At 55.0% G+C, this 23,661-nt stretch carries 20 protein-coding genes and 1 tRNA gene; 3 read left to right on the top strand and 18 right to left on the bottom strand.

Features of this window, described 5'->3' with window-relative positions; all coding sequences use genetic code 11:
- Window positions 1–37: 37 nt before the first annotated feature.
- The 16 genes from CRO87_RS19310 to trxA form a co-directional block, all read right to left on the bottom strand.
- Window positions 38–114: transfer RNA gene (locus CRO87_RS19310), tRNA-Arg, on the bottom strand.
- 102 nt (window positions 115–216) lie between these two features.
- On the bottom strand, window positions 217–1,602 hold the full coding sequence (locus CRO87_RS19315) for an amino acid permease (protein ID WP_097164552.1): 1,386 nt from the start codon (window positions 1,600–1,602) through the stop codon (window positions 217–219).
- Between the two features lie 203 nt (window positions 1,603–1,805).
- Window positions 1,806–2,546: a lipopolysaccharide N-acetylmannosaminouronosyltransferase gene (wecG, locus tag CRO87_RS19320; RefSeq protein ID WP_097164553.1), complete on the bottom strand. Its 741-nt coding sequence runs from the start codon at window positions 2,544–2,546 to the stop codon at window positions 1,806–1,808.
- Between the two features lie 11 nt (window positions 2,547–2,557).
- On the bottom strand, window positions 2,558–3,904 hold the full coding sequence (gene wzyE, locus CRO87_RS19325; protein ID WP_097164554.1) for an ECA oligosaccharide polymerase: 1,347 nt from the start codon (window positions 3,902–3,904) through the stop codon (window positions 2,558–2,560).
- Window positions 3,901–4,980: a TDP-N-acetylfucosamine:lipid II N-acetylfucosaminyltransferase gene (locus CRO87_RS19330; protein WP_097164555.1), complete on the bottom strand. Its 1,080-nt coding sequence runs from the start codon at window positions 4,978–4,980 to the stop codon at window positions 3,901–3,903. The genes wzyE and CRO87_RS19330 overlap by 4 nt, the downstream gene beginning before the upstream one ends.
- The gene (wzxE, locus tag CRO87_RS19335) at window positions 4,977–6,227 is read right to left on the bottom strand and encodes a lipid III flippase WzxE (RefSeq protein ID WP_097164556.1); all 1,251 of its coding nucleotides are present in this window, start codon (window positions 6,225–6,227) and stop codon (window positions 4,977–4,979) included. Before wzxE ends, CRO87_RS19330 begins: the two co-directional genes overlap by 4 nt.
- A gap of 1 nt (window position 6,228) precedes the next feature.
- Window positions 6,229–7,359 (bottom strand): dTDP-4-amino-4,6-dideoxygalactose transaminase, encoded by a 1,131-nt coding sequence (rffA, locus tag CRO87_RS19340; protein WP_097164557.1) that lies wholly within the window; start codon window positions 7,357–7,359, stop codon window positions 6,229–6,231.
- 4 nt (window positions 7,360–7,363) lie between these two features.
- On the bottom strand, window positions 7,364–8,038 hold the full coding sequence (gene rffC, locus CRO87_RS19345; protein WP_097164558.1) for a dTDP-4-amino-4,6-dideoxy-D-galactose acyltransferase: 675 nt from the start codon (window positions 8,036–8,038) through the stop codon (window positions 7,364–7,366).
- A complete protein-coding gene (rfbA, locus tag CRO87_RS19350) occupies window positions 8,016–8,897 on the bottom strand; it encodes a glucose-1-phosphate thymidylyltransferase RfbA (RefSeq protein ID WP_097164559.1) in 882 nt (293 codons plus the stop codon). Before rfbA ends, rffC begins: the two co-directional genes overlap by 23 nt.
- An 18-nt stretch (window positions 8,898–8,915) precedes the next feature.
- A complete protein-coding gene (gene rffG / locus CRO87_RS19355) occupies window positions 8,916–9,983 on the bottom strand; it encodes a dTDP-glucose 4,6-dehydratase (RefSeq protein WP_097164560.1) in 1,068 nt (355 codons plus the stop codon).
- Window positions 9,980–11,242, bottom strand: a complete 1,263-nt coding sequence (gene wecC / locus CRO87_RS19360; RefSeq protein ID WP_097164561.1) for a UDP-N-acetyl-D-mannosamine dehydrogenase — start codon at window positions 11,240–11,242, stop codon at window positions 9,980–9,982. The genes rffG and wecC overlap by 4 nt, the downstream gene beginning before the upstream one ends.
- A complete protein-coding gene (gene wecB, locus CRO87_RS19365; RefSeq protein ID WP_097164562.1) occupies window positions 11,239–12,369 on the bottom strand; it encodes a non-hydrolyzing UDP-N-acetylglucosamine 2-epimerase in 1,131 nt (376 codons plus the stop codon). The genes wecC and wecB overlap by 4 nt, the downstream gene beginning before the upstream one ends.
- Before the next feature lie 56 nt (window positions 12,370–12,425).
- Entirely contained in the window at window positions 12,426–13,472 is a 1,047-nt protein-coding gene (gene wzzE, locus CRO87_RS19370; protein ID WP_097164563.1) for an ECA polysaccharide chain length modulation protein, read from the bottom strand.
- A gap of 20 nt (window positions 13,473–13,492) precedes the next feature.
- A complete protein-coding gene (gene wecA / locus CRO87_RS19375) occupies window positions 13,493–14,584 on the bottom strand; it encodes a UDP-N-acetylglucosamine--undecaprenyl-phosphate N-acetylglucosaminephosphotransferase (protein WP_097164564.1) in 1,092 nt (363 codons plus the stop codon).
- A 225-nt stretch (window positions 14,585–14,809) separates the two neighbouring features.
- A complete protein-coding gene (gene rho / locus CRO87_RS19380; protein ID WP_097164565.1) occupies window positions 14,810–16,069 on the bottom strand; it encodes a transcription termination factor Rho in 1,260 nt (419 codons plus the stop codon).
- A gap of 329 nt (window positions 16,070–16,398) precedes the next feature.
- Window positions 16,399–16,728 carry a thioredoxin TrxA gene (gene trxA, locus CRO87_RS19385; RefSeq protein WP_097164566.1) on the bottom strand — a complete coding sequence of 110 codons (330 nt, stop codon included), beginning with the start codon at window positions 16,726–16,728 and terminating at the stop codon, window positions 16,399–16,401.
- A gap of 151 nt (window positions 16,729–16,879) precedes the next feature.
- Between trxA and rhlB the strand changes: the two genes are divergently transcribed.
- Window positions 16,880–18,154, top strand: coding sequence for an ATP-dependent RNA helicase RhlB (gene rhlB, locus CRO87_RS19390; RefSeq protein ID WP_097164567.1), 1,275 nt, complete (start codon window positions 16,880–16,882; stop codon window positions 18,152–18,154).
- Between the two features lie 7 nt (window positions 18,155–18,161).
- Window positions 18,162–19,649: a guanosine-5'-triphosphate,3'-diphosphate diphosphatase gene (gene gppA, locus CRO87_RS19395; protein ID WP_097164568.1), complete on the top strand. Its 1,488-nt coding sequence runs from the start codon at window positions 18,162–18,164 to the stop codon at window positions 19,647–19,649.
- Window positions 19,650–19,684: 35 nt separating this feature from the next.
- Here the strand turns inward: gppA and rep are convergent, their stop codons facing one another.
- Window positions 19,685–21,709, bottom strand: coding sequence for a DNA helicase Rep (rep, locus tag CRO87_RS19400; protein WP_097164569.1), 2,025 nt, complete (start codon window positions 21,707–21,709; stop codon window positions 19,685–19,687).
- 83 nt (window positions 21,710–21,792) lie between these two features.
- Between rep and ppiC the strand changes: the two genes are divergently transcribed.
- Window positions 21,793–22,074, top strand: a complete 282-nt coding sequence (gene ppiC, locus CRO87_RS19405) for a peptidylprolyl isomerase PpiC (protein ID WP_097164570.1) — start codon at window positions 21,793–21,795, stop codon at window positions 22,072–22,074.
- Between the two features lie 79 nt (window positions 22,075–22,153).
- Here ppiC and ilvC read toward each other — a convergent pair whose 3' ends face one another.
- Window positions 22,154–23,629 (bottom strand): ketol-acid reductoisomerase, encoded by a 1,476-nt coding sequence (ilvC, locus tag CRO87_RS19410; protein WP_097164571.1) that lies wholly within the window; start codon window positions 23,627–23,629, stop codon window positions 22,154–22,156.
- Window positions 23,630–23,661: the final 32 nt, after the last annotated feature.

Below are 23,661 nucleotides of genomic sequence, written 5' to 3' on the forward strand. Positions count from 1 at the left end.
GCGGTCATAAACCACCGCAGCTCCAGCACCGGGTAAATGGTGCGCCCGACAGGATTCGAACCTGAGACCTCTGCCTCCGGAGGGCAGCGCTCTATCCAGCTGAGCTACGGGCGCTTAGCGCCGTTGCGGGGTCGGATAATACGGGCTTCGTGCAAAGCTGTCCAGTCTCTTTTTAAAGAAATTTTCCGTTTGGTTATGCTTTGCACGTTTTGCTGCTTAATCCTGCGAATTATGGGCTTCGCCAGCCTGTCCCAGGCGTAAAACCTTGTACAGCGCTGTCACCACCGCCAGGAAGATGATCCCGACAAACAGCGACATGCGCGTATCTTCGTTGAACCCCATGCCGATCAGCACGCAGATCAGGAACGCCATCGTCAGATAATTCGTCCACGGGAACAGCACCGAGCGGAACGGATGGCTGAGCAGCGCCTGCTTGTGCGCTTCACGAAAGCGCAGCTGGCTAATCAGGATAACAAACCACGGCACCATGCCCGGCAGCACGCTGGCGCTGTAGACATACACAAACACCCGCTGCGGGTTGGGAATAATGTAGTTCAGGCACGACCCCAGCAGCAGAACGACAATGGACACCGCAACGCCCATCACCGGCACGCCATGGCGCGACACTTTCGCCATCGCCGCAGGCAGTTGACGGTTCTTCGCCAGGGCATACAGCATGCGGCCACAGCTGTACATGCCGCTGTTACAGCCGGAGAGCGCCGCCGTCAGTACCACAAAGTTAATGATGCCTGCCGCCGCAGTAATACCGATTTTGGCGAAGGTGAGGACGAACGGACTGCCGTTGTTGCCAATCTCATTCCACGGAAAAATCGTGACGATAACGAAGATGGCGCCCACATAGAAAATCAGGATACGCCAGAGCACTTTGCCCACCGCGCTACGCAGCGTGACCTGCGGGTTTTTCGCTTCCCCGGCGGTGATGCCAATCAATTCAACACCCTGGTACGACGCAACGACGATGCAAAGCGCGGTCAGAAAGCCTTTCCAGCCACCAGCAAAGAATCCACCGTGTTCGGTCAGGTTACCAAAGCCAATGGCGTGCCCGCCGTTGCCAAAGCCAAAGAAGATCACGCCGACGCCGATCACAATCATCACGATAATGGTCGTCACTTTGATCATCGCAAACCAGAACTCCAGCTCGCCATACAGACGTACGGCCGCCAGGTTTGCCAGCCCTACCAGCGCCACGGCGATCAACGCAGGTATCCACTGCGCCATTTCGGGGAACCAGAACTGCGTGTAGACGCCAATGGCGGTGATTTCGGAAATCCCTACGGCCAGCCACATAAACCAGTAAGACCAGGCGGTAAGATAGCCGAAGAACGGGCTCATATATTTGTGGGCGTAGACAGCGAATGACCCGGTGACGGGCTCGAGGAACAGCATTTCGCCCATTGAACGCATGATAAAGAACACAAACAGGCCAGCAATGATGTAGGCCAGCAGCACCGACGGGCCTGCCCATTTCAGGGTGCTTGCCGAGCCCATAAACAGGCCAACGCCGATGGTGCCGCCAAGGGCAATTAACTCAATATGTCGCGCTTCCAGCCCTCGCTGTAGCACCGGTTGTTTCTCTGCCATAGATCCTCATGTGTTCGCAATTTTCCGGTCGATGCCGGTTATTGTTATCAGCAGTTTTATCTGCCATTTAGCCTCCGAAACGCATGCTTGCGCAGGCCTCAGGGGGGCGAATGGTTAAATAAAATAGGTGAAATGGCAAACAAAGTATTAAATATACGAATGTATTGCACAAATGATGTGCAATACATTTTTAACGGAGAAGATCAGAGCTGGCCGGTATAGTGCCAGCGAAGGTAGCGCAGGAGGCGTAGCTGACGAGTGATGCGGCTCGGTTGCGAAAGCAGGCGATAGAGCCATTCCAGGCCCAGCTTTTGCCATATTTTCGGTGCCCGCTTAACGTGGCCGGTGAAGACGTCATACGTTCCGCCGACGCCCATGTAGAGCGCTTCAGGATGCACCAGGCGACAGTCGCGCATAAAGATTTCCTGCTTCGGCGACCCCATGGCGACGGTGACAATTTTCGCCCCACTGGCACGAATGCGTTCAAACAGCTCTTCACGCGCCTCTGGTTTAAAGTAGCCGTTCTGGCTGCCCGCAATATTCACATTCCACTGCTGACGGAGCTTTGCCTCCGTTTGCGCTAACACTTCGGGCTTTCCGCCGACCAAAAACACCGGCGTACCCTCCGCACCAGCCCGCGCCATGAGCGCTTCCCACAAGTCGGCCCCCGCCACGCGCGAAACGTTGGCCTCAGGGTATTTCTTGCGAATGGAACGCACCACGCTGATGCCGTCAGCATATTTAAACTCCGCGGCGTCGATCAGCGTGCGGACTTCGGCGTTGTCTTCCGCCGTCAGCACTTTCTCGGCGTTGATTGCCACCAGCGTGCCTTGTCGCATTTCACCATCGGCATAGAGGTAGTCCAGCGCATGCTGCATATCGCGCCAGCCGATAAGCTGCATGCCGCGCACAGTATAAAGCGGCGCGGCGGTTGAATCCGTCATGTGTTTCCTTTTCAAACCAGAGGTTGTGGCTGTGACCTTGCGCGCTTATGAATGAGCCCGGCGCTGTCCAGCAGCCAGTAAAGCAATTTGGCGACCAGCAGGCACAGCCCGAAAATCACCAGGAAAAAGACCACGCGGGAGACGAACGAATCGAGTCCCTCACGGGCCAGCACAATCATGTTGAAGATAGCGCCAAAACAGAAACTGTGCAGAATTGCCGCTTTATAGCGGTTCGTTTCACGGTTGCCCAGCAGGTAAAGCCAGTCAAACCATTTAATAATCAGCCCGACCACCACGGCGCCTAGCGGGATAAACCAGCCGCCGCCCATCACCAGCAGCGAGCCAATCAGCGTTGGGGAGATAGCCAGCCCCGAGTGGTTGTTCAGCACTTCCCAGGTGAAGTAGTTGGCGGTGTTCAGCACCACGCCCGGGCGGTCTGGCCACAGCCAGGTAGGGATAAACACGTAGAAATCACGCACGATCGGCGCGAGGCCCTGGAAATCGATTTTGTCGTAGTTTTGCAGCAGCAGCGCGAGGTTTTCCCACGGTGAGAAAGTGTCGCGGGTCAGATAGAGGAACGTGTAAAACGCCTCATCACCGCTGACGTTCAGGCCGTAGCGCTTCAGTGCCAGCCAGAACATGCCGACGATGCCCAATACACCCGCCGCCACCAGCATCCACAAAGAGATCCAGCCACGAATAATGCCGATAAACAGGAAGATGGCGAAGGCGATGATGATGTTCGCGCGAGTCCCACCGACGATGACATAGGTCAGAAGGCCGAATGCCACGGTGCTGACCAGAAAGAACAGCCACGCTTTGCTGTCCTGGCGCAGGAAGTACACCACCAGCATCGCAGGAATAAAGAAGTAGAAGAAACGCTTCAGGGCCACGCCAGAGACTTCGCTGGAGAATATCTGGCTGTAGGAGTGCAGCTTGAACAGCAGGAAGCCGTTATGCATAAAGAAGATGCCGACGCTCACCAGCGCAATCAACGCCAGAAGACACCCTGTGAGATGGGTTTCCACCCGGTTCATGGTAAACAGCGGGCGACGCTCAACCTCACTGCGCGCCGCGCGCAGCCGCGTTTTATACGCCACGTAATACATGGCATAGAAGCACGCCGCTGAGAGCTGCGCCTGGAGCAGGATTTCAGGCGGCGCGATACCGACGTCAAAGCGAAACACCAGCGTCATCGACAGCGGGAAACCGAAGAAAAAGGTCAGTAAAAACAGCAGGGAGAAGAATACGTTAAAGTTAAAGCGCACGCGGCGAAACTCGAAGTACGTCAGCGTTGCGATAAACAGCGATGAAAACAGCCAGACCACAAACAGGCCGGTAAACTGAATCAGGCTCATTGCGCCTCTCCTGCTGCAATCTGCAGCGCGCGATGCCACGGTTGAAGATAGTTTGGACGGAAAAACGCAATCGCTGTTTTATCGACGCTGGCCAACTGGCGTTGAGCTTCACGCACAACGGCGACATCCAGCGTATCGGTGGTAAACAGCACCGGAATATGCTGCTCCGTCATATCCTGCCAGAACGGATTTTCCCGATTTAGCACGCAGGGAATCCCCGCCTGAATCAGCAGGCAAAGCGTACCAATGCCCTGCTGGCGCGGGAAGAGGAAATAGCCGAGGTCGCAGCGGCGTAGCAAGGCAAGATATTCATCAAATTCCAGCTTCTCACTAAGGATATGCAGGTGCCCGGCGCTGAACAATGCTTCGCCTGCCTCACGCACTTCTGCAATGTAGCCGTCGTTATTAGCAGGATAGCCCATCGGCACGATCACGTTCACGGTATCGCCAAACTGCTGATAAATGGCTTTTAGCGCGGCGATATGATCGTTACTGCGATCGCCGGAGTTGCCTACCAGAATCGTCAGCGTGGCCGTGTCGCGCAGTTCCGGTGCCATCGCGTTCAGCGCAGGATCCATTCTTGTGGGGAAATAGAGAAGCTCTTCCCGCACATGAGGATGCGCTTTCGCAAAAGTATTTAAATCACCACGTGTGGCAAACACGCAGCCAACGCGCCCCTGCGCGAAACGGCGAAGCGGGTAAAACAGACGGAACTTCAGGCCACGGGAGACTTCGTACAAATCCGCTCCCCAAACGTGCCAGTTAAACTGCGCGGGCTTGATACCACCATTCAGCAGCGCCAGCCACAGCCCGGTATTAAACTGACCATGAAAGAAGAAACGCTGCTGGCGATTTGCCCGGGCTTTAGCCACAACCGCCGTCGCCAGCGCTTTCTTATCCTTAAAAAAATGCAGCGAAAGGTTTGGCGCCGCGGGACGCAACGCGCTTTCCTCGCCTACGACCATAAACTCGCGCGCATGCCCGCTGTCCGCGGCCAGTTCTTCGCTGAAAAACCGCAGGACGGTCTGGTTGTGGTGCGGGATATCCGATCCCAGTACGTGTATCAGTGCAGTCATGCCCGTTTACGCCAGATTAAAAATACGCTGCTACAGAGCGCAAAATAAACAATATAGGTGGCCATATAGGCCTGCGCGGCACCCAGTGCGCCATGCGCCGGGATCAGCCAGTGTGAAAACGCGGTCAGCAGCGTGAACTGGCTGATTTCCGTCAGAATGTAGAACCGCAGCGAGGCTTTGGCGATCACCAGGTAGCCGTAGACGTAAGCGCCTACTTTCAGCACATCACCGACCAGCTGCCACGCGAAGAGATCGCGCATGGCGGTGAACTTAGCGGAAAACAGCAGCCAGATGGCGAAGTCCCGCAGCAGCCAGACCGTCAGGCTTGCTGCCGCCACGGCCGGAAGCACAAACCTCAGCGCTTTGCCGATTTCGCGGGTGATGTCCGCTTTTGCCGTCAGGCGCGCTAACGTAGGCAGAAGATAGACGCTGAACGAGGCAGTGATGAACTGCAGATAGGCATCGGAAATACTGCTGACGCCCTGCCAGATCCCCACCTCATCCCAGTTGTAGTGCGCCGCCAGCAGGTTTCGCATCATCACGTAGGCCACAGGCAACGTCACCGAGGTTATCAGTGCCATCAGGGTAAATTTACCCAGTTGCCCGGCATAGAACGCATCCCAGCGCGGCTTCAAATACGCTAACGGAATGGCTTTGCGCTTCGCCAGCATGATGCCAGCCGGCAGCACCACCAGCGCAGGCACCAGCGCCAGGCCGAACAATGCGCCTTCGTAACCGCCAAGATGCCAGCTTAGAAAATAGGCCGCGACGCCAATAAGACTCCCGGCAATCAGCGCCAGCGCGTTGCCGGACGCATCGCGAAAGCCCTTCAGCAGCGCCAGCAGCAGGTTTGCCCAGGCGATGCCCATCTGCACCAGCGCGACCAGGCGCACCAGCCCCTGATAATGGGTGTGCCCGAACAGCCCCTGGCTAATAGGCGCGGCGGCGAGGACGAAAATGACCGCCAGCAGCGTCGAGAAGCCCAACACCATCGCCGACGAAGTGCCGACCACTTTGCGCAAATGATCGGGGTCGTCGTGATACTGCGCCACATACTTGGTGACGCCGTTGAAAATCCCCGCGCCAGCCAGCACGCCAAGCACGGTCACCAGTTGGCGGAAGTTACCTGCCTGCCCAACACCCGAAGGGCCATACGCGACGGCGAGCAGTTTAACAACCAGCAGGCCCGCACCGATTTTGACCAGCGTACTGGCCGCGGTCCAGACTGAAGCTTTTGCCAGCGACATTTCAGGCGAAGTAGCTTAGCAGGGAATTAATGACCGTACGCTGGTTCACCACCGTCAGGTTGTAGAACAGCGGCAGGCGGAGCAAACGCTCACTTTCCTGAGTGGTGAAGCGGTCTTCGCCATGGAATGCGCCAAACGCTTCACCAGCGGGTGAAGAGTGCAGTGGAATGTAGTGGAACACCGCCATGATCTCGGCTTCTTTCAGCCACGCAATCAGCTTGCCGCGATCGGCCTCGTCACGCAGTTTGATATAGAACATGTGTGCGTTGTGAACACAGTCTGCCGGAAGGATTGGCAACTCAATGCGCCCGGCATCCGCCAGAGGTTTCAGCGCATCGTAGTAGGTCTGCCACAGGCTGAGACGCTGCTGGTTGATGCGGTCTGCAGCTTCCAGCTGTGCCCAGAGATAGGCGGCCTGCAAATCGGCCATCAGGTAGCTTGAACCGATATCGCGCCAGGTGTATTTATCAACCTGCCCACGGAAAAACTGGCTGCGGTTGGTGCCTTTCTCACGAATCACTTCGGCGCGTTCCACCAGCTTGCGATCGTTAATCAACGTCGCTCCGCCCTCACCGCCCGCGGTGTAGTTTTTGGTTTCATGGAAGCTGAAACAGCCGATATGGCCGATAGTCCCCAGCGCGCGGCCTTTATAGGTCGACATCACACCCTGAGCTGCATCTTCCACCACAAAAAGATCATGCTTTTTCGCGATCGCCATGATGGTGTCCATCTCACAGGCCACGCCTGCGTAATGCACCGGCACGATGGCGCGGGTTTTATCGGTGATTGCCGCTTCAATCAGCGTCTCGTCGATGTTCATGGTGTCTCGGCGAACATCAACAAAGATGATTTTTGCCCCACGCAGCACGAAGGCATTGGCGGTAGATACAAAGGTGTAGCTCGGCATGATCACTTCGTCACCGGGCTGAATGTCCAGCAGCAGCGCTGCCATTTCCAGCGAGGCGGTACAGGATGGCGTCAGCAGGACTTTGGCGCTGCCGAAACGCTGCTCCATCCACTGCTGACAGCGGCGGGTAAAGCCGCCGTCGCCGCACAGCTTGCCGCTGCCCATGGCAGATTGCATATATTCAAGTTCTGTACCGACAACCGGCGGAGCATTAAAAGGAATCATCGTGTCACCTGTAGAGCCAGTAAGCGGTGCTTTCGAGCGAAGCACCGCTTTGAATGTAACGGTTAAGCGCTGCGGTGTTGCCCATCTGGGTGCTCACCCGCAGCGTTGTCAGTTGTCGCGAGTACGCCCAGCGTGCAGCGGCCTGCATCAGGATTTCTCCGGCGCCACGCCCGGCCAGCAGCCCGATACGGGCTTCGCCGTCATTGAGCTGGCGCAAAGAGACAAAAGCGCGAATATCGGCGCTATCGTCACGGAAAATCAGACATTCATGGTCGAACGTGCCACGAACGGCATTTTCGATCCACTGTGCATAGAAACGACCACTGGCATCCGCGTCATACCACGGCGCGCGAAAGCGGCTTTGGGAAAACGCCTGCGCCGCAAGCTCACGCAGTCGGGGGATATCCTGTTCTGTGGCTCTTTCTGCCTGGGGATCGGTGCCGTCCGTCACCTCGAGTTTAAAATCGACTTCGCCTTCCACCAGCTGAAAACCGAGCTGCTGCAACGCATCCAGCCAGTCCGTCTGCTGAGCAGGAATTTTCACCTGCACGCGCGGGAAGTTAGCCAGTGCTTCGGCACGCAGCTCGGGCGCATCGTCGCTGATGTGCAAAATCGCGCTATCGATGCCGAAAAACTCACTCTCCCACTTGAGGGGATTAATACTGGCGCGGACGGGCACGGAGCAGCTCCAGAAGATACTGGCCGTAGCCGGTTTTCGCCAACTGATTCGCCGCGCGTTTTACGCCCTCGTCATCCAGCCAGCCGTTGCGCCAGGCGATTTCTTCCAGGCAGGCAATTTTGAACCCCTGGCGTTTCTCCACCGTTTGCACAAAGGTACTGGCTTCAATCAGGCTGTCATGGGTGCCGGTATCAAGCCACGCAAAACCACGGCCAAGTAGCTCTACGGTCAGCTTGCCATCGTCGAGATACATCTGGTTGATGGAGGTAATTTCAAGCTCGCCGCGCTCGGAAGGCTTCACGCGCTTCGCATACTCCACCACGTTGTGGTCGTAGAAATAGAGGCCAGTGACCGCCCAGTTAGATTTCGGCTGCTTTGGCTTTTCTTCCAGCGAAATCGCCCGGAAGTTATCGTCAAATTCAACAACGCCAAAACGCTCTGGATCCATCACCTGATAGCCAAACACGGTTGCGCCTTCGGTACGCGTCGCCACGCTGCGTAATTTCGGGCTAAAGCCCTGTCCGAAGAAGATGTTGTCGCCCAGCACCAGGCAAGAAGGCTCTCCGGCAAGGAAAGTTTCGCCGATGATAAAGGCCTGCGCGAGACCATCCGGGCTGGGTTGTTCAGCATAGGTCAGCGCAATACCAAACTCCGATCCGTCGCCCAGCAGTCGCTGGAAATAGCTTTTGTCTTCCGGCGTGGTGATGATAAGAATGTCACGGATCCCCGCCAGCATCAGCACCGACAGCGGATAGTAAATCATCGGTTTGTCATAGATGGGCAGCAGCTGTTTTGACACACCGCGGGTGATGGGATGCAGTCGGGTGCCGGAGCCCCCGGCGAGAATAATGCCTTTCATATGTCCTCCCAGGGCGTATTAGCCCTTCAGGCCGAGACGTTCGCCCTGATAGCTGCCGTCCAGCACCTGTTGCCACCAGGACTGATTCTCGAGATACCATTGCACGGTTTTGCGCATGCCGGTTTCAAACGTCTCTTCCGGCGTCCAGCCCAGCTCACGCTCAATTTTGCTGGCGTCAATTGCATAGCGAACATCGTGCCCGGGTCTGTCTGTGACAAAGGTAATCAGATCCTCGTAGCGCTCTACGCCTTCCGGCTTGTGCGGCACCAGCTCTTCGAGCAGCGCACAAACGGTGCGCACCACATCAATATTCTTGCGCTCGTTATGTCCGCCGATGTTATAAGTCTCGCCCACAGCGCCTGTCGTCGCTACGCGATACAGAGCTCTGGCGTGATCTTCAACATAGAGCCAATCGCGAACCTGAAGCCCGTTACCATAAACCGGCAGGGGCTTGCCCGCCAGCGCATTAAGGATCGTCAGCGGGATAAGCTTTTCAGGGAAATGACAGGGGCCGTAATTATTGGAACAGTTGGTGACCAGCGTCGGCAAACCATAGGTTCGCAGCCAGGCCCGTACCAGGTGATCGCTGCCGGCTTTCGAGGCAGAATATGGGCTGCTTGGCGCATAAGGCGTAGTTTCCGTGAAGAAATCATCGCTGCCGTGCAGGTCGCCATACACTTCATCCGTGGAAATATGGTGGAAACGAAACGCCGCTTTCTTTCCGGCGTCCAGCTCACTCCACCAGTTTCGTGTCGCTTCCAGCAGCTGGTACGTGCCGACGATATTGGTTTCGATAAATGCCGCAGGCCCATCGATAGAGCGATCGACATGGCTTTCTGCCGCAAGATGCATAACGCAATCTGGCTGATATTGCGCAAAAACCGCGTCCAGGGCAGCCCTGTCGCAAATATCAACGTGCTCGAAGGCAAAACGCTCGCTTTGTGCCACGGAAGCCAGCGAGGCGAGATTTCCAGCATAGGTCAGCTTATCAATGACGACGACACTGTCCGACGTTTCGTTGATGATATGTCGCACAACGGCAGAGCCAATAAATCCCGCTCCGCCGGTCACCAGAATCTTTTTCAACGCCAGACTCCTTTGGTATCAACCACAAACGCCTGCGAGATATTTTCACCGCTGACCGCCTTAAACTGCTGGTGATCAACCAGCATTACCAGCACGTCGGCCTGAGCCAGCGCATCGTCGAGCGATGCGAGCGTGGCTTTTCCTGCCAATTTTTTCGGCAGCTGATGCACGTTAGGTTCAACCACCAGCGTTTCACCGCCGTGCCAATTGGCAATCAGCGTGGCAATTTCCATCGCCGGGCTTTCGCGCAGGTCATCAATATTGGGCTTGAACGCCAGACCAAAACACGCAACGGTGATTTCGCTGGCTCGTTTACCGCTGGCTACCAGGCAGTCCGCTACTTTGGCTTTCACCTGATCCATGACCCAGTGTGGTTTGTGATCGTTCACTTCCCGGGCAGTACGAATTAAGCGCGCCTGCTCAGGGTTCTGCGAAACGATAAACCAGGGATCAACCGCGATGCAGTGCCCACCGACGCCAGGGCCAGGCTGCAGAATATTGACGCGCGGATGACGGTTTGCCAGGCGAATGAGCTCCCAGACGTTGATGCCCTGATCGGCGCAGATAAGTGACAGCTCGTTTGCAAAAGCAATATTGACGTCGCGGAAGCTGTTCTCGGTGAGTTTGCACAGCTCGGCGGTGCGTGCGTTGGTTACCACGCATTCGCCTTCGAGGAAAATGTTGTAAAGCTCGCTGGCCCGCGCAGAGCATACCGGCGTCATCCCACCGATCACGCGATCGTTTTTGATGAGTTCAACCATCACCTGCCCAGGCAACACGCGCTCCGGGCAGTAGGCGATATTCACATCAGCCTGCTCGCCCGCCTGCTGCGGGAAGGTCAAATCCGGGCGCATCTCCGCCAGCCACTGCGCCACCATTTCAGTCGCGCCGACCGGCGAGGTGGATTCGAGAATCACCAAAGCACCTTTCTTTAAAACAGGCGCAATGGAACGGGCGGCGGCTTCGACATAGGCCATATCAGGCTCATGATCGCCTTTAAACGGCGTCGGGACGGCAATCAGATAAGCGTCCGCTTCGACAGGCACCGTACTGGCCTTGAGATGCCCCGCCGCAACCGCTTCCTTCACCACTTTGTCGAGATCGGGCTCAACAATGTGAATTTCGCCGCGGTTGATGGTGTCCACAGCATGCTGATTAATGTCCACGCCCACCACCTGCTTCTGACGGGAGGCAAATGCTGCTGCCGTCGGCAGTCCGATGTAGCCAAGGCCAATCACAGAGATGGTTGTAAAACTCATAGCGTTACCTGATTGTTTTTAAGGGCTGACAAAATTCTTTCACAGGCCTGACCGTCACCATACGGATTGTGCGCGCGGCTCATGGCCTGATAATCCTGCTCGTTTCGCAGCAGACGCGTCACTTCATTGACGATATGCTGCCGATCGGTACCCACAAGGCGTACCGTTCCGGCATCTACGGCTTCCGGACGTTCGGTGGTGTCACGCATCACGAGCACAGGTTTGCCAAGCGAAGGGGCTTCTTCCTGGATGCCGCCAGAGTCAGTCAGGATCAGCCAGGCACGGTTCATCAGCCAGACGAACGGCAGGTAATCCTGTGGCTCAATAAGGTAGACGTTATCCACATGCCCGAGGATGCGAGTGACCGGCTCGCTGACGTTCGGATTAAGGTGAACCGGGTACACAACCTGTACATCCGGATTCTCAGCGGCAATCTCAGCCAGAGCATGGCAGATCTGCTCAAAGCCCTGTCCAAAGCTTTCACGACGGTGCCCGGTAACCAGAATCAGTTTTTTGCTGTCATCCAGGAAAGGATAGCGTCCGGCCAGACTGGCCCGCAGAGATTCATCTGCAAGCACCCGGTCACGCACCCAAAACAGCGCGTCAATGACTGTATTGCCGGTTACTACAATCCCTGCTTGCGGGATATTTTCACGCAGCAAATTTTGACGTGAATTCTCCGTCGGGGCGAAATGGTACATCGCCAGATGGCCGGTCATGGTGCGGTTGGCCTCTTCTGGCCATGGCGAGTAGAGATCGCCAGTACGCAGTCCCGCTTCTACATGTCCAACAGGAATGCGCTGGTAAAAGGCCGCAAGGCTTGCCGCCATGGTTGTGGTTGTGTCACCGTGCACCAGCACAACATCTGGTTTGAAAGATTCAAGAACAGGTTTTAAACCCTGCAAAATTCGGCAGGTGATCTCTGTCAGCCCCTGTCCAGGGCTCATGACGTTGAGATCGTAATCCGGAACGATGGAAAACAGCTTCAACACTTGATCCAGCATTTCCCGATGCTGTGCCGTGACGCAAACTTTCGCCTCAAAATGAGGATCCTTTGCCAGTGCATGAACCAGAGGCGCCATTTTGATGGCCTCCGGACGCGTGCCAAATACAGTTAATACTTTCACATCAGTTCTCTATAGCTGGACGATGGAGGCAAATGCCTCCATCCAATAAGGTGCGGTTACTGTGTGCGACGGCGTGCTAATGCAACACCCGCGCCAATCAGCGCCCCCACGATACCCCACATCACCATCAGAAAGACTCGGCGAGGGCTATCGCGTTTTACCGGTTCTTCAGGCGTTCGCAAATATCTGTAGGTCTGAAAACGAGGGTCCATACTTGGGCCGACGTTGAGCGTTGTAAGCATGGCGCGGTTTTGATCGTAATCGAGGTCGAAATCAGGGCCAACGGATTGCAGGCTTTCCAGCCTTGCCTGCAGCATAGGGCGCCCAAGCAGGAACAGTTCTGAGTCAGGAAGCTGTTCGGCCGGGACATCGGTTTCACTGCGGGAAATATTGTTTTGCTGCGCCACTTTCAGAGCCTGCTGGACGCTGTGAATTTTCCGATTAAAGATCGATTGGGCGACCTCTTCCTGACGCTTCACCTGTGCTTTCATCTGGATAGTGCGGGCAGCCCATGCGCCTTTCAGTTCATCATTCAGATGCCCTGCGGCGCGCTGGCTTGCAAAGGCAACATACTGGCGTAACAGATTGTTGGCATCCGGGGCCGTTTCAGCCTCCAGCTTGATGCTGTCATTAACGTTTTTTAACGCATCACCCGGCGTAAAAAGAATATCGTTAATCAGGTCGTCCAGTAACGCGGCATCCGCGCGTGCGTTGCCCGATTTGCGCTGTTTGAAGTAGTCCGTCTGCAGCCAGAAATCACGGCGGGTATCCCAGGACGCAAGCTGCATGATGAACTCTTTGTAGGACTCATCCATTACCGAGGGCTGATCTGTGCTGGCCAGATTGGCCTTGATATCCAGGTTGCGTAAAAATTGCTGCTGAGAGTAATAGCCTCCCAGCATATTGACCGTAGGCTTATCGGTAATAGCCGTTGCACTCCACTCCTGCCGGGCAAAGAAGGTGTAGACAAGCACAATCAGAGCAAACAGAACCGCCATCCCTATAATCCAGCGTTTTCCCGCCCATAACGTACAAAACAGACCGCGAATATCCAGTTCATTTTCAGCGCTCACTGAGCTTGCTCCCGGTAGTGGTTGTGTCATCTCTCTTCCAGATTGTTGAGTTAAATTGGACGAGCGCTCTTGCGGCGCATTCTGCGTTTCAAACGTTTAATGAAGCGAGCAACTTTCCACGCGCGTTTAATACAATAGCCATAGAGGAAGAAAGCAACCAGGAACAGCAGCAGCATTCCCCACTCAGGCACGATGTGCGTGTACTCTCCCAGCACACCTATTCCCGCCAGGATAGCAGCTGAAAGCGTAATGAGAACAAAGGCCTGCCGCGAAGTAAAACCAGCACGCATAATGAGATGATGAATGTGCTGACGGTCGGGAGAGAAAGGGCTCATGCCTTTACGCAAACGACGGTACATGATTGCCACCATGTCCATTAGCGGAATGGCAATAATCCACAAAGCAGTGACAGGGCTAATCGGATGGGTCTTACCTTGGGTTGTTTCCAGCAAAATCCAGATAACAGTAAACCCAATCAGGGTGCTCCCTGCGTCCCCCATAAATACTTTGTAGCGTCTTCCCAAAATACCCAGATTGAGCATGATGTAAGGAACAATCGCCGCGATCATCGCAAAACACCATAGAGAGAGGCTGGCCTGGCCATCAAACCACAGAATTAGCCCCATGGCCGCAAACGAGACACAAGACAGCCCGCCCAGCAGACCATCAATCCCGTCAACCATGTTGAAGGCATTAATGGCGGCCCAAACAGCGAACAGCGTCAGGAAGTAGCCGAATGGCCCTAACACCATTTCCCAGGATCCGAAGAGGTAGCCGAGGCTGCGTAAATAGAGGCCACCGACATACATCATCACAATGCCAATCAGGGCCTGGACAGTCGCACGGAATTTTACGCTGATATCAAACCGATCATCCAGGGCACCCACCAGCACCAGTACGCCCGCGCAGGAAAGATAAAGCAACGCATGGGGGATATAGACGTTGACGATAGCAAATGTGAAGCAAATACCTGCATACACTGAAATACCGCCAACGAGAGGAATCAGCCCCTGATGCCGTTTACGGAAGTTCGGCTTATCTACCAGACCCACTTTTTTTGCCACTTTCCGGGCAAAAAACAGAAACAGGGTTGTGAACAAAAAAATACTGATCAGATCAGTACTGGCGGTCAGTAAATTCACAATTGGTGCTCTCAGGAAAAAATATTAACGAAAGTATACTCACGATAGTCGCTCGCCTGAAGTGGAATACGACTGAGTTTAAAGGAATTAGTTGCTTTTTTGGCCAAATAGCTGACGTGCTCAACAAAAACACCCTTTTCTGGTGGTCTTGAGCGATTTCAGAAAGTGGGAGCTAAAAACAAAAACGCCACGCGATTGCGTGGCGTTTTGGGGCAAAACGAGACCTTAGGAACGCTTCATCATGTCGAAGAAGTCATCATTGGTTTTGGTCATCGCCAGCTTATTGATGAGGAATTCCATCGCATCAATTTCACCCATTGGATGGATGATTTTGCGCAGAATCCACATTTTCTGCAGCTCTTCCTGAGTGGTGAGCAGCTCTTCTTTACGGGTACCGGAACGGTTGTAATCGATAGCCGGGAAGACGCGTTTTTCCGCAATCTTACGAGAGAGATGCAGCTCCATGTTACCGGTGCCTTTGAACTCTTCGTAGATAACTTCATCCATTTTGGAACCGGTATCGATCAGCGCAGTCGCGATGATCGTCAGGCTGCCACCCTCTTCCACGTTACGAGCCGCACCGAAGAAGCGCTTAGGACGATGCAGGGCGTTAGCGTCCACACCACCGGTCAGTACTTTACCGGAAGCAGGTACCACGGTGTTGTAAGCACGTGCCAGACGGGTAATGGAGTCGAGCAGAATGATAACGTCTTTCTTGTGCTCAACCAGGCGCTTGGCTTTTTCGATGACCATTTCAGCAACCTGCACGTGGCGGGAAGCGGGTTCGTCAAACGTTGAGGCAACCACTTCGCCTTTCACCAGACGCTGCATCTCGGTTACTTCTTCCGGACGTTCGTCGATAAGCAGCACCATCAGCACGCAGTCAGGATGGTTATAGGCGATGCTCTGCGCGATGTTCTGCAGCAGCATGGTTTTACCGGCTTTTGGCGGTGCAACAATCAAACCACGCTGACCGCGGCCGATTGGCGAAGCCAGATCCAGAACGCGTGCGGTTAAGTCTTCGGTAGAACCGTTACCACGCTCCATACGCAGGCGTGAATTTGCGTGCAGCGGCGTTAAGTTCTCGAACAGGATCTTGTTACGTGAGTTTTCCGGCTTGTCGTAGTTAACTTCGTTAACTTTCAACAGCGCAAAGTAACGCTCACCCTCTTTTGGAGGACGAATCTTACCGGAAATGGTGTCACCTGTGCGGAGGTTGAAACGGCGGATTTGGCTAGGGGAAACGTAGATATCATCGGGACCGGCGAGGTAGGAGCTGTCTGCTGAGCGGAGGAAACCAAATCCATCCTGCAGAATCTCCAGCACACCGTCGCCAAAGATATCTTCGCCACTCTTCGCGTGCTGCTTCAGGATAGAGAAGATGATGTCCTGTTTGCGCATGCGGGCCTGATTTTCCAGCCCCATATTTTCGCCGAGAGTGATCAGTTCAGAAACCGGCGTATTCTTTAATTCGGTAAGATTCATAGTGGTGTGAGGGGTAAATCTCGAACGTATGTGTGAATGGTATGGCAGGATCATCCATGCCTGTTTACGGCCACCTACTTATGTCTGTACGCTGCCTGGTCAAAGGAAAGAACGCAGAACTGAAACGACGAGACGGAAAAAGTGATGAGCCTGGAATCTATCAACTTCACGCGTAAATGTAGTGGTACGGGAAGGTATTGGCTAAATCAGAGTCAAACTACATAAGGTATGTTTAAAACGAAGTCAACTTAACTTAGCACGACTCAGGACGGGCGTCCAGCGGTCCCGACATTTTCAGAACTGCGGACGCCACATCAACCTTGCAGGGTTCAGGCGAGGTTTGCTTCGAGGAATTCTTTCAGCTGACCTTTAGACAGTGCGCCAACTTTCGTTGCTGCCACTTCGCCGTTTTTGAACAGCAGCAGAGTCGGGATGCCACGGATGCCGTATTTTGGCGCCGTGCCCGGGTTCTGGTCGATGTTCAGTTTTGCAACGGTCAGTTTACCTTCGAACTCTTCAGCGATTTCATCCAGAATCGGAGCAATCATTTTGCACGGACCGCACCACTCTGCCCAGAAATCAACGAGGGTAACCCCGTCAGCTTTGAGTACGTCCGTGTCAAAACTATCGTCAGTCAGGTGAATAATTTTATCGCTCATATATAACTCCACAGGAATAAGCCTGGTGTGTTGGTGTAGCATTAATCAACAATCAACGTCATGTTGATGTTGCTTTAGCCAACTAAAGGTTGACGTTATTTCACCGGATACGCTTTCTTAATGCAATAGTAAGCTGATATTCTACCACACTATGAGCAAAACACATTTAACAGAACAGAAGTTTTCCGACTTCGCCCTGCACCCAAAAGTCGTCGAAGCCCTTGAAAAGAAAGGGTTTCATAATTGCACACCTATTCAGGCTCTGGCGCTACCGCTGACGCTTGCAGGTCGTGACGTTGCAGGTCAGGCGCAAACCGGAACCGGCAAAACGATGGCGTTTCTTACGTCAACGTTCCATTATCTTCTCTCTCACCCGGCCGCAGAGAACCGCCAGGTCAACCAACCGCGTGCGCTGATCATGGCCCCGACGCGCGAATTGGCCGTGCAGATTCATGCGGACGCAGAACCGCTGGCTAACGCCACCGGTCTGAAGCTCGGCCTCGCCTATGGCGGTGACGGCTACGACAAACAGCTGAAGGTGCTGGAAAGCGGCGTCGATATTCTGATCGGCACCACCGGGCGCCTCATTGATTACGCAAAGCAGAACCATATTAACCTTGGTGCCATCCAGGTCGTGGTGCTGGATGAAGCAGATCGCATGTACGATCTGGGCTTTATCAAAGATATCCGCTGGCTGTTCCGCCGCATGCCGCAGGCCAATCAGCGTCTGAATATGCTGTTCTCTGCCACCCTTTCTTACCGCGTACGCGAACTGGCGTTCGAGCAAATGAACAACGCCGAGTACGTAGAAGTCGAGCCGGAACAAAAAACGGGTCACCGCATTAAAGAAGAGCTCTTCTACCCTTCCAACGAAGAGAAAATGCGCCTGCTGCAAACCCTGGTGGAAGAAGAGTGGCCGGATCGCGCCATTATTTTCGCTAACACCAAGCACCGCTGTGAAGATATCTGGGGCCACCTGGCGGCCGATGGCCATCGCGTGGGTCTGCTGACCGGCGACGTTGCGCAGAAAAAACGCCTGCGTATTCTCGAAGAGTTCACCCGTGGCGATCTCGATATTCTGGTCGCGACCGACGTTGCGGCCCGTGGCCTGCATATTCCAGCCGTTACGCACGTCTTTAACTACGATCTGCCGGACGATTGTGAAGACTATGTCCACCGCATCGGTCGTACTGGTCGTGCGGGCGCCAGCGGCCACTCCATCAGCCTCGCCTGTGAAGAGTACGCGCTGAATCTGCCGGCCATCGAAACCTACATTGGTCACTCGATTCCGCAGAGCAAGTACAACCCGGATGCGCTGATGACCGAACTGCCAAGAGCTCTGCGTCTGACGCGTCCATCTCGCCCTGGCAACGGCCCGCGCCGTTCTGGCGGTGGCGCACCACGTAACCGTCGACGTTCAGGTTAATTGCCCTATGCTCAGCGCCGCCTCTTCGCTTTATGCAGCTATCGATCTCGGTTCCAATAGTTTTCATATGCTGGTTGTGCGCGAAGTGGCGGGGAGCATTCAGACCCTGACGCGTATTAAGCGCAAAGTCAGGCTGGCCGCCGGGCTTAACAGCGATAACACGCTGTCACCGGAGGCCATGGAACGGGGCTGGCAATGCCTGCGTTTGTTTGCGGAGCGCTTGCAGGATATTCCCCACGCGCAAATTCGCGTAGTGGCCACAGCCACGCTTCGTCTCGCCGTCAACGCCGATGAATTTATTGCCAGAGCGCAAGAGATCCTCGGCTGCGCGATACAGGTTATTACTGGTGAAGAAGAGGCGCGTCTGATTTACCAGGGCGTGGCGCACACCACGGGCGGGGACGATCGCCGTTTGGTGGTGGATATCGGCGGAGCCAGTACCGAACTGGTGACCGGCAAAGGCGCACAAACCACTTCTCTGTTCAGTTTATCGATGGGCTGCGTCACCTGGCTCGAGCGTTTTTTTACCGATCGCAATCTCGAACAAGCACATTTTGACGCCGCCGAACAGGCCGCGCGCGAAGTTCTTCGTCCTGTAGCCGCTGAGTTAAAACGCCACGGCTGGAAAGTCTGCGTGGGTGCGTCAGGCACCGTACAGGCGCTGCAGGAAATCATGATGGCGCAGGGTATGGATGAGCGCATCACGCTTGCCAAGCTTGAACAGCTTAAACAGCGCGCTATTCAGTGCGGCCGTCTTGAAGAGCTGGAAATTGAAGGGCTGACGCTCGAACGTGCGCTGGTCTTCCCGAGCGGGCTCGCCATTCTGCTGGCCATTTTCAACGAGTTAGGCATCACCTGCATGACGCTCGCGGGCGGCGCGCTGCGCGAAGGCCTGGTCTATGGCATGCTGCATCTGGCCGTCGATCAGGATATTCGCAACCGCACGCTGCGCAACATTCAGCGCCGCTTTATGGTCGATACCGAACAGGCTCAGCGTGTGGCGCAACTGGCCTCGCACTTTGTCGATCAGGTAGGAAACAGTTGGGAAATTGAACCGTTAAGCCGTGATTTGCTGCTAAGCGCCTGCCATCTGCATGAAATTGGCCTGAGCGTGGATTTCAAACAGGCACCGCAGCATGCCGCCTATCTGGTCCGCAATCTGGATTTGCCTGGCTTTACCCCCGCGCAGAAAAAACTGCTGGCGACGCTGGTACTGAATCAGACCAACCCGGTAGACCTTCCTTCGCTTCATCAACAGAATGCCGTCCCCCCGCGCGTCGCAGACAGGCTTTGTCGCCTGCTGCGCCTGGCGATCCTGTTCGCAGGCCGTCGCCGGGACGATCTGCTACCGGAGATTGCACTCAGTGCTGAAGGGGAAACGCTGACGCTCACGCTGCCAACGGGCTGGCTGGCGGCCCATCCACTAGGCGCAGAGTTGGTGTTGCAGGAAAGCCAGTGGCAGGGTTACGTGCACTGGCCTTTGATAGTCCAATAGTATCGAAATAACCCGATAGTGCCGCGCTATCGGGCCTACTGCTTAGCCTTCGCTCTTGCCAGCATCTCTTTGATATTCGCCACGTTCGTCTGCCCTTTGTGCATCCGCTCTTCTGCCGATACCACCTTACGTTCCTGCTCCCAAATAATATCGTCCTGCGGTAATTCCAGCAGGAAGCGGCTCGGCTCCGGGCGAACCAGCTCGCCGTACTGACGCCGCTCTTTGCACAGCGTAAACGTCAGCTCCTTTTGCGCGCGGGTGATACCCACGTAGGCCAGGCGTCGCTCTTCATCCACGTTATCTTCGTCAATACTGCTCTGATGTGGCAGCAGGCCTTCTTCCATGCCGACCAGATAGACGTAAGGGAACTCCAGCCCTTTGGAGGCATGCAACGTCATCAGCTGAACCTGATCGAGGTCTTCATCACTTTCACCGCGCTCCATCATGTCACGCAGGGTGAAACGGGTGACCACCTGCGTCAAGGTCATCGGCTCTTCAAGATCGGAGCCTTCCAGCATCTCCGTCATCCAGCCAAACAGCGTATTGACGTTTTTCATCCGCATTTCAGCGGCTTTCGGGCTGGGTGAGGTTTCAAACAGCCAGGATTCGTAATCGATGCCATGAATCAGATCGCGCACGGCAGCAATGGGCTCGCGCTCGGCCAGGCGCTGCACTTCACCCAGCCAGTGAGTGAAGCGGGTTAACGATTCATAGCCACGCCCGGTCAGGGTTTGAGTCAGGCCCATATCAAAACTTGCGGCGAACATGCTTTTGCTGCGCGTGGTCGCCCATTCACCGAGCTTTTGCAACGTTGCCGGGCCAATCTCACGCTTGGGCGTATTAACAATGCGCAGGAAAGCACTGTCGTCATCGGGATTGGTCAGCACACGCAGATAGGCCAGCAGATCCTTAATTTCAGGGCGTGAGAAGAACGACGTTCCGCCCGATATACGGTACGGAATGCGGTTTTGCATCAGCAGCTTCTCAAACACGCGAGACTGATGGTTGCCGCGATAGAGGATCGCGTAATCCTTGTATGCCGTCTTATTAACAAAGTGATGGGCGATAAGTTCCCCCGCCACTCGCTCGGCCTCATGCTCTTCGTGATTGGCGCTCAGCACTTTCAGCTCTGTGCCATACCCGAGTTCAGAAAAGAGTTTCTTCTCAAACACGTGCGGGTTATTGGCGATCAGGATGTTGGCGGCTTTCAGGATTCGGCCAGAGGAACGGTAGTTCTGCTCGAGCTTAATCACCTGTAATTTCGGGAAATCCTGGCTCAGCAGCACCAGGTTTTGTGGCCGCGCACCGCGCCAGGAATAAATGGACTGATCGTCGTCGCCCACCACGGTAAAGCGCGCCCGGCTGCCCACCAGCAGCTTCACCAGTTCATACTGGCTGGTGTTGGTGTCCTGGTATTCATCCACCAGCAGATAGCGAATCTTGTTCTGCCAGCGCTCGCGCACCTCTTCATTGCGCTGCAACAGCAGCGTCGGCAGCAGGATGAGATCGTCAAAATCGAGCACGTTACAGGCTTTCATATGCGCATCGTACAGCCCGTAGCAGTGGGCAAAAATGCGATCGCGTTCTCCTTTGGCCTGGGCCGCCGCTTGCGACGGCGTCATCAGATCGTTTTTCCAGTTGGAGATCGTCGAGATCAGCTGCTGCAATAAAACCTTATCGTCTTCAATCAGCCCTTCCGTCAGCTCTTTGAGCAAGGCCACCTGATCGGTGTCGTCAAACAGAGAGAAGTTAGATTTCATCCCCAGCGCCGCAAATTCACGCTTGATGATTTCCAGCCCCAGCGTATGGAACGTCGAAATCATCAGGCCACGCGCTTCTTTGCGCCCCATCGTCTGGGCGACACGCTCCTTCATTTCGCGGGCCGCTTTGTTGGTAAACGTCACCGCCGCGATGTGCTTCGCCTGGTAGCCACACTGATGGATAAGATGGGCGATTTTATTGGTGATCACGCGCGTCTTACCGGATCCCGCTCCCGCCAGCACCAGGCAGGGTCCGGTGACGAATTCGACGGCTTGTTGTTGTCCGGGATTTAAACGCATAGGGTCACTCAATGAAAAACGGGAGGGCAGAAATAGAGCATGGTAGTATAGCGAGCCTGAACCACACCACTCAAGGCACGATCATGGCAAAAACAGCAGCAGCACTGCATATCCTTGTAAAAGAAGAGAAACTGGCAATCGATCTTCTGGAGCAGATTAAAAACGGCGCCGATTTCGGCAAGCTGGCAAAGAAACACTCTATCTGCCCGTCAGGCAAAAGAGGTGGCGATTTAGGTGAATTCCGCCAGGGCCAGATGGTACCGGCGTTCGATAAAGTCGTGTTCTCCTGCCCGGTGCTGGAACCAACCGGCCCGCTGCACACTCAGTTCGGTTATCACGTGATTAAAGTGCTGTACCGCAAATAAAGTGCAAAAGCCTTCCCGCGGGAAGGCTTTTTAGTTTCGTTGACCGGGTAAGCACTGGTCCCACCCGACACGCTTTCAATTAACCCGCTACGGCAATACGCTTCATGTCAGTCATGTAGCCACGCAGTTTTTTACCCACTTTCTCGATCTCATGGCTGCGAATCGCTTCGTTCACGTCGCGCAGCTGAGCGTTGTCTACCGCACCTTCCGCAATCGCTTTACCCAGATCGCCGGTTTGCAGGGTCGTCATGAACTCTTTCAGCAGCGGTACGCAGGCGTAAGAGAACAGGTAGTTACCGTACTCAGCGGTATCAGAGATAACCACGTTCATTTCGTACAGGCGCTTACGGGCGATGGTGTTCGCAATCAGCGGCAGCTCGTGCAGGGATTCGTAATAAGCAGACTCTTCGATGATGCCGGAATCGACCATGGTTTCGAACGCCAGCTCAACGCCTGCTTTCACCATCGCGATCATCAGTACGCCTTTATCGAAGTACTCCTGCTCACCGATCTTGCCGTCAAACTGCGCGGCGTTTTCAAATGCGGTCTGCCCGGTTTCTTCACGCCAGCCCAGCAGTTTCTTATCGTCGTTAGCCCAGTCGGCCATCATACCGGAGGAGAACTCACCGGAGATGATGTCATCCATGTGTTTCTGGAACAGCGGGGCCATGATCTCTTTCAGCTGCTCGGACAGCGCATAAGCACGCACTTTCGCCGGGTTGGACAGGCGATCCATCATCAGCGTGATACCGCCCTGCTTCAGCGCTTCGGTGATGGTTTCCCAGCCGAACTGAATCAGTTTTTCAGCATAAGACGGGTCAGTGCCTTCCTGCACCAGCTTGTCGAAGCAGAGCAGAGAACCGGCCTGCAGCATACCGCACAGAATGGTTTGCTCGCCCATCAGGTCAGATTTCACTTCTGCAACGAAGGAGGATTCCAGCACGCCCGCACGATGACCGCCGGTGGCCGCGGCCCAGGCTTTAGCAATCGCCATGCCTTCGCCTTTCGGATCGTTTTCCGGGTGAACGGCGATCAGGGTTGGAACACCAAAGCCACGTTTGTATTCTTCACGCACTTCCGTACCCGGGCACTTCGGCGCCACCATCACTACGGTGATGTCTTTACGGATCTGCTCGCCAACTTCCACAATGTTGAAACCGTGGGAGTAACCCAGCGCAGCACCATCTTTCATCAATGGCTGAACGGAACGCACTACGTCAGAGTGCTGCTTGTCCGGCGTCAGGTTAACAACCAGATCCGCCTGTGGGATCAGCTCTTCGTAAGTGCCAACCTTGAAACCGTTTTCGGTAGCTTTACGCCAGGAAGCACGCTTTTCAGCAATCGCTTCGTTACGCAGTGCGTAAGCGATGTCCAGACCGGAGTCACGCATGTTCAGGCCCTGGTTCAAACCCTGAGCGCCACAGCCGACGATGACCACTTTTTTACCCTGAAGGTAGCTCGCGCCATCGGCGAATTCGTCGCGGCCCATGAAGCGGCATTTGCCCAGCTGTGCCAGCTGCTGGCGCAGGTTCAGTGTATTAAAGTAGTTAGCCATGGTGGTGTACTCCGTGATGTTGTGCGTCTTAT

The sequence above is a fragment of the Enterobacter sp. CC120223-11 genome, from assembly GCF_900215375.1.
In the GTDB taxonomy this organism is placed as follows: domain Bacteria; phylum Pseudomonadota; class Gammaproteobacteria; order Enterobacterales; family Enterobacteriaceae; genus Scandinavium.

Excerpts from the sequence above, each read along its gene's own strand:
- ppiC (WP_097164570.1), top strand. The coding sequence starts at position 21,793 with ATGGCAAAAACAGCAGCAGCACTGCATATCCTTGTAAAAGAAGAGAAA.
- CRO87_RS19315 (WP_097164552.1), bottom strand. The coding sequence starts at position 1,602 with ATGGCAGAGAAACAACCGGTGCTACAGCGAGGGCTGGAAGCGCGACAT.
- wzyE (WP_097164554.1), bottom strand. The coding sequence starts at position 3,904 with ATGAGCCTGATTCAGTTTACCGGCCTGTTTGTGGTCTGGCTGTTTTCA.
- rep (WP_097164569.1), bottom strand. The coding sequence starts at position 21,709 with ATGCGTTTAAATCCCGGACAACAACAAGCCGTCGAATTCGTCACCGGA.
- wecC (WP_097164561.1), bottom strand. The coding sequence starts at position 11,242 with ATGAGTTTTACAACCATCTCTGTGATTGGCCTTGGCTACATCGGACTG.
- wecG (WP_097164553.1), bottom strand. The coding sequence starts at position 2,546 with ATGACGGATTCAACCGCCGCGCCGCTTTATACTGTGCGCGGCATGCAG.
- rffA (WP_097164557.1), bottom strand. The coding sequence starts at position 7,359 with ATGATTCCTTTTAATGCTCCGCCGGTTGTCGGTACAGAACTTGAATAT.
- ilvC (WP_097164571.1), bottom strand. The coding sequence starts at position 23,629 with ATGGCTAACTACTTTAATACACTGAACCTGCGCCAGCAGCTGGCACAG.
- wzxE (WP_097164556.1), bottom strand. The coding sequence starts at position 6,227 with ATGTCGCTGGCAAAAGCTTCAGTCTGGACCGCGGCCAGTACGCTGGTC.
- rhlB (WP_097164567.1), top strand. The coding sequence starts at position 16,880 with ATGAGCAAAACACATTTAACAGAACAGAAGTTTTCCGACTTCGCCCTG.
- rho (WP_097164565.1), bottom strand. The coding sequence starts at position 16,069 with ATGAATCTTACCGAATTAAAGAATACGCCGGTTTCTGAACTGATCACT.
- gppA (WP_097164568.1), top strand. The coding sequence starts at position 18,162 with ATGCTCAGCGCCGCCTCTTCGCTTTATGCAGCTATCGATCTCGGTTCC.
- wzzE (WP_097164563.1), bottom strand. The coding sequence starts at position 13,472 with ATGACACAACCACTACCGGGAGCAAGCTCAGTGAGCGCTGAAAATGAA.
- rfbA (WP_097164559.1), bottom strand. The coding sequence starts at position 8,897 with ATGAAAGGCATTATTCTCGCCGGGGGCTCCGGCACCCGACTGCATCCC.
- trxA (WP_097164566.1), bottom strand. The coding sequence starts at position 16,728 with ATGAGCGATAAAATTATTCACCTGACTGACGATAGTTTTGACACGGAC.
- CRO87_RS19330 (WP_097164555.1), bottom strand. The coding sequence starts at position 4,980 with ATGACTGCACTGATACACGTACTGGGATCGGATATCCCGCACCACAAC.